The following is a 4,921-nucleotide window of genomic DNA, read 5'->3' on the forward strand; positions in this document are numbered from 1 at the left end:
CCGTGTCTGCGCGGCCGAGACATAGTCCCGCGTCTTCACGTCGAGAACGATGCCGCGCACGATCCGGAAAACGGTGGGCGAGTTCACGAAGACGACCGAGACGAAGACGATCAGGATATTGCCCGGCACATGGATCAGGTCCAGCATCTGGGGCAGCACCGCCACCTTGGTTCCGACCTCACCCACAAGCGACAGGTAGAGATAGCCGCCGACGATTGCGATCGCCGTCACCACCTTGTTCCGAAACGACGGCACCACGTAGTAGCGAGAATTGACAAGCACCAGCAGGAAGATGATCGGGAACAGGAAGAGCACCATCGCCATATATTGCGGCATGCCGGTTTCGACGATCTCAGGGGTCACCAGCAGATAGAAGAGCAGGATCACCGGGAAGGCGAGGATCAGGTTGGCGAGGAACGACAGCCCGGTATCGAGCTTGCCGCCGAAATACCCCGCAGGCAGGCCCAGCGTGATCCCGACCATGAAGGCAAAGAGCGTCGCCAGGGGGGCGATCTGTACCACGATGCGGCTGCCGAGGACCACGCGGCTGAAGACGTCGCGGCCCAGATGGTCACCGCCCAGCAGGTACCAACCCATGTCGTTCGGGGTGGGCGTGCCGGGCACCTTGTTCTTCATCCGGCTGATCTGGCTGAGAACGTCGTGGGTGGCGATCATGTCGGCGAAGATGGCCGAAAAGACCCAGAACATCACGATGGCGAAACCGATCATGCCGATGGTGGAGTCGAATAGCTTTCCGTAGAGGCCAAGCCGCCTTTTATACCGGATCGACACGGCAAAGAGCAGGATGAGCGCGATCCAGACCGGCAGGAATCGCTTGGCCAACCCGCCGATAATCCCGGCCGAGCCATAGGACATCAGAACGCCGCCAATCAGGTAGAGTGCCACAAGGACAAGAAGCGCGAGAAAGAGCCAGCGCACGGCCGTTTCGATCGAGCCGTAAGCGCCACCTCGGGCCGCGACCGTTCCATCCGGATTGGCCACGATGGTGGGTTCGGGCGCGAAGAACGACAAAACGATCTGCGCGGCGACGGCAAGCGCGAAGACGCCAGCGATGCCGATGGTGACGGGATTGAGGACGGAAAGGGCGCCGGTCCAGGTTAACGGGTCCATTGTCAGTTCCTCCTCAGGATATCCGGATACGCGGGTTCAGGAACACATAGCCGATATCCGAAATCAGCTGGGTCACGAGGACCACGAAGACGGCTACGACCGAACAGCCCAGCAGAAGGTCGATATCGTTGTTGCCCGCCGCCGAGACCAGCGTCCAGCCGAAGCCCTTGTAATTGAACAGGGTCTCGACAATGACGACGCCGTTCAAAAGCCAGGGGAATTGCAGCATGATCACCGTGAAGGGCGCGATCAACGCGTTTCTGAGCGCGTGTTTCAGGACAACATTGCCGAAGGACACGCCCTTCAGCCGTGCGGTGCGGATATATTGCGCGGTCATGACCTCGGCCATCGAAGCGCGGGTCATCCGGGCGATATAGCCGATGCCGTAAAGCGCGATGGTGATGACGGGCAGGAAGAAGTTTTCAAACGTGATGCCGTCCATCGCGCTTGAGGCCGTGCCCTTGAACCATTTCAGCCCGAACATGGATGAGGCGAAGACCGCGATCAGGATGACGCCCGAGACATATTCCGGTGTTGCCGTCGTCGCGATGGAGAAGGTGGACAGCGACCGGTCAAGTTTCGACCCTTCACGCATTCCAGCCAATACACCGATGATCAGTGTGACCGGCACCATCACCACCATGACCCAGAACATCAGAATGCCGGTCAGCGACAGGCGCGTATTGATGATGGTCGAGACATCATCCTTGAAGACCGATGAAAATCCCCACTGCCCCTGAAGCACACCGCAGAAGCGCGCGGCCGTCGCCGGGTCCTGCCCGCGTTCAATGCAGCGCCCCGTCGTGACGCCGCCATCCTCGCGCGTCCAGCCGGGGACGACCCCCAGCCATTCGCCGTAACGGACAAGCAACGGGCTGCCGTGGCCGTTCTTGTCGAGCCAGCTTTGCACCTCTTCATCGGTGATGCGGCTGCCCGCTTCGGTCTTGGCGAGTTTTTCGAGGTTGGGTGGCAGGTTTGTCAGAAAGAAGACGACAAACGTCAGACAGAGGGCCGTCAACACCATGGTCAACAGCCGCCGCAGCAGGAATATCAGCATTGTTTCATGTCCTTCCCCCCAAAGAACGCAGGGGCAGGTTGGAGTGCATGGGCCATCAGGTCAACAAAAAGCGGCGCGCGGGATTATCCGCGCGCCGTATTTGGATGAATCAGGCCTCGACCGACCACTTGTAGTGGTGATGCTCGAAGGTCGGGTGCATGTCCGCGCCCTTCACGTTGTCGCGGAAGTGGCGATAGACGTTCCGCCAGTAGGGCTGGATCAACACGCCGTCATCCTGCATCCGCTGCTCGATCTTCGCCATCACCTCGCGCCGCGCATCGGCGTCGGCGATCGACATGGCCTCTGCCAGAAGCGTATCGAACTCGGTGCTTGCATAAGCGGTTTCGTTCCAGGCCACGCCCGACTTGTAGGCAAGGGCGAGGACCTGCACGCCGAGCGGGCGCATGTTCCACTCGGTGGCCGAGAACGGATATTTGGCCCAGTCGTTCCAGAAGGTCGAGCCGGGCAGGATCGTCCGCTTGACGTTGATGCCTGCGTCGCGGATCTGCGCTGCCACGGCATCGCAGGAGTTCGCTTGCCAGGCGTCGTCGATCGAGATCAGCTCGAACTCGGTATCGGCGTGGCCGGCCGCGTCGATCATCTCTTTCGCCTTGGCCCCGTCGACCACCAGCGGCGGAAGCTCCGCATATTCCGGGTGGATCGGGCAGACATGGTGGTTTTCGGCCGGGCTGCCGAGATTAGCATAGCCAAGCTCAAGCACCACGGCGTTATCCACCGCCATCTGCAGCGCCTTGCGGACATTCACGTCCTTGTAGAGGTCCGCATCCTGGTTGAAGCGCACGGCGAGCGTGGCCGAGGTGACGGCTTCGGACTTGGTCCAGCCGATGCCATCAAAGATGTCGACGAAGTCACCGTCGGTGCGGTGCAGCATGTCGATCTCTTCGGCTTCGGCGGCGGCGAGGAAGGATGACGGGTCGGTGCCGAGGTCGATATATTCGATCCGGTCCAGATAGGGGCCGCCGTAAACCTCGGTGCCCCACCAGGTGTGGTCGGCATTCTTGACCAGAACCTGCTTGACGCCGACCTCGTTCGATTCCGGCAGATAGGCGCCGGTGCCGATCGGATTGGCAGACGGATCGCCGTTGTCGTAGCTGGAATGTGTCACGGCGGCCGGATAGTCCGCCATGCCGACGATGATGGTGATGTCGGGGGCGGGCAGCGTCAGCTTTACGGTGTGATCGTCAACGACGGTGATCGCGCCGTCGCGGGCCATCTTGGTTTCTTCGTCGACCAGCGCACCCATGCGCGCGGCCATCGAGTTACCCTCAACATTGGCGTCGCACCAGCGAGTGATGTTGTTGGCAACATCGGCGGCGGTGAAGTCATCGCCGTTGTTCCACTTCACGCCCTGACGGACCTTCAGCGTGTATTCGGTGGCGTCGTCATTCACTTCCCAGCTTTCGATCAGCATGCCGCGCAGGCTGCCGTCGCCGTTATACTCGACAAGGTAGTCGAGCCAGCCGCGGGCAAAGTTCGCCAGTTCCGACCAATCCCAGGTGCGCGGGTCTTTCTGCGCCTTGGTTTCAAGCTGGCAGCGCAGTGTGCCGCCCATCGTCTGTGCTTGCGCCGCTTTCGGGGCAGCAAGTCCCAGCAGGCCGTAAGCTGCGGCCGAGCTGACGCCGAGCGCTGAGGCGCGGGTCAGAAATTCGCGGCGGCTCAGGCTGCCGTTGCGGACTTCATCGGCGTAAAGTTTTGCCGCCGGATGAAGATCCGGCGTGAAGTGCTTGGTCATTCTTCTTTCTCCCTGCGTGTCATTATTTCGCCGCCGCAATGACCGGACTCTTTTCCGGCCCTTTTGCGCAACGAAATTGCTCACCCGCACATTGCGCCCGGTTTTCATTGCTGCGTCAACGCCGGAATCCGTCTCTTTTGGAATTTTAGCGACATTCCCGGACCGTTCGCGGCCGAAATTCAAATTCGCTGAATCGGCCTTCAGATTCCCTTGCGAAAGGCCGATGGAGTCTTGCCGGTGCGGTGCTGAAAGGCCCGCGTGAAATAGGCCGCCGAGGTGAAGCCAAGCTCTCGCGAGACGTGTGAAATCGGCATCCTGGTTTCGGTCAGCAGCAGCCGTGCCTCAAATATCACCCGGTCGTGGAGCAGGTCCGACGCCGAGCGCCCGCAGGTCTGGTTGCAGACCCGCGTCAGATGGGTTGGCGTGACACCGAGTGCGCGGGCATATTCCGTCACCCCCTTGCCGCTGCGGAATTCGCTTTCCAGCAAGGCCGTGTATCTGGCGGCCAGTCGCGCCGCGGCGGCGGGCTTTTTTGCATCGGCTCTGGCGATATCCACCTGCCGTTCAAGCCAGACCCCCAGAAGGCCCAGATGATGGTGGGCGGCCCGTTCCGCCCCCGCCTTGCCGCTTTCCAACTCGCGCTGGACATTGTCGATCAGCCCCGACAGCTCGGCCTGCGGTCCAACATCGCGGATGCGCAGATGATGCGGCTCGCCGGGCAGGCCGAGATCGGTGCCGCGCCCGAAAAACACAGCAGAGCCGTGTGTCTGCCCGCCGACATCATAGCCGTGCATCACGCCTGCCGGAACGAAAACCGCATTGTTGGCGCCGTAACCACGGGTGACGCCCCCAACCTTGATGCGACCCTGTCCGCGCGTGAACCACAGCAGATGCGGTTCTGCAAGCGACCGCATCGCTTCCCCCCGCCACCTGCCACCAGCGGCACGGCGCGGGATCGGCACGATCCGCAGCTGGGAGGC

Annotated in this window: 4 protein-coding genes; all 4 read right to left on the reverse strand. The window is 61.6% G+C overall.

The genetic code is table 11. From position 1 onward, the window contains the following. On the reverse strand, nt 1–1,131 hold a 1,131-nt coding region (locus tag WBB85_RS05705), incomplete at its 3' end, for an ABC transporter permease (protein ID WP_432637666.1). Nucleotides 1,132–1,144: 13 nt separating this feature from the next. Next, nucleotides 1,145–2,188, reverse strand: coding sequence for an ABC transporter permease (locus tag WBB85_RS05710; RefSeq protein WP_432637667.1), 1,044 nt, complete (start codon nt 2,186–2,188; stop codon nt 1,145–1,147). Nucleotides 2,189–2,297: 109 nt separating this feature from the next. Next, entirely contained in the window at nt 2,298–3,941 is a 1,644-nt protein-coding gene (locus tag WBB85_RS05715) for an ABC transporter substrate-binding protein (RefSeq protein ID WP_432637668.1), read from the reverse strand. Nucleotides 3,942–4,141: 200 nt separating this feature from the next. Then, the coding region (locus WBB85_RS05720; RefSeq protein ID WP_432637669.1) for an AraC family transcriptional regulator at nt 4,142–4,921 on the reverse strand (780 nt) is incomplete at its 5' end.

The organism is Albidovulum sp. (assembly GCF_049646345.1).
Classification (GTDB): Bacteria; Pseudomonadota; Alphaproteobacteria; order Rhodobacterales; family Rhodobacteraceae; genus Albidovulum.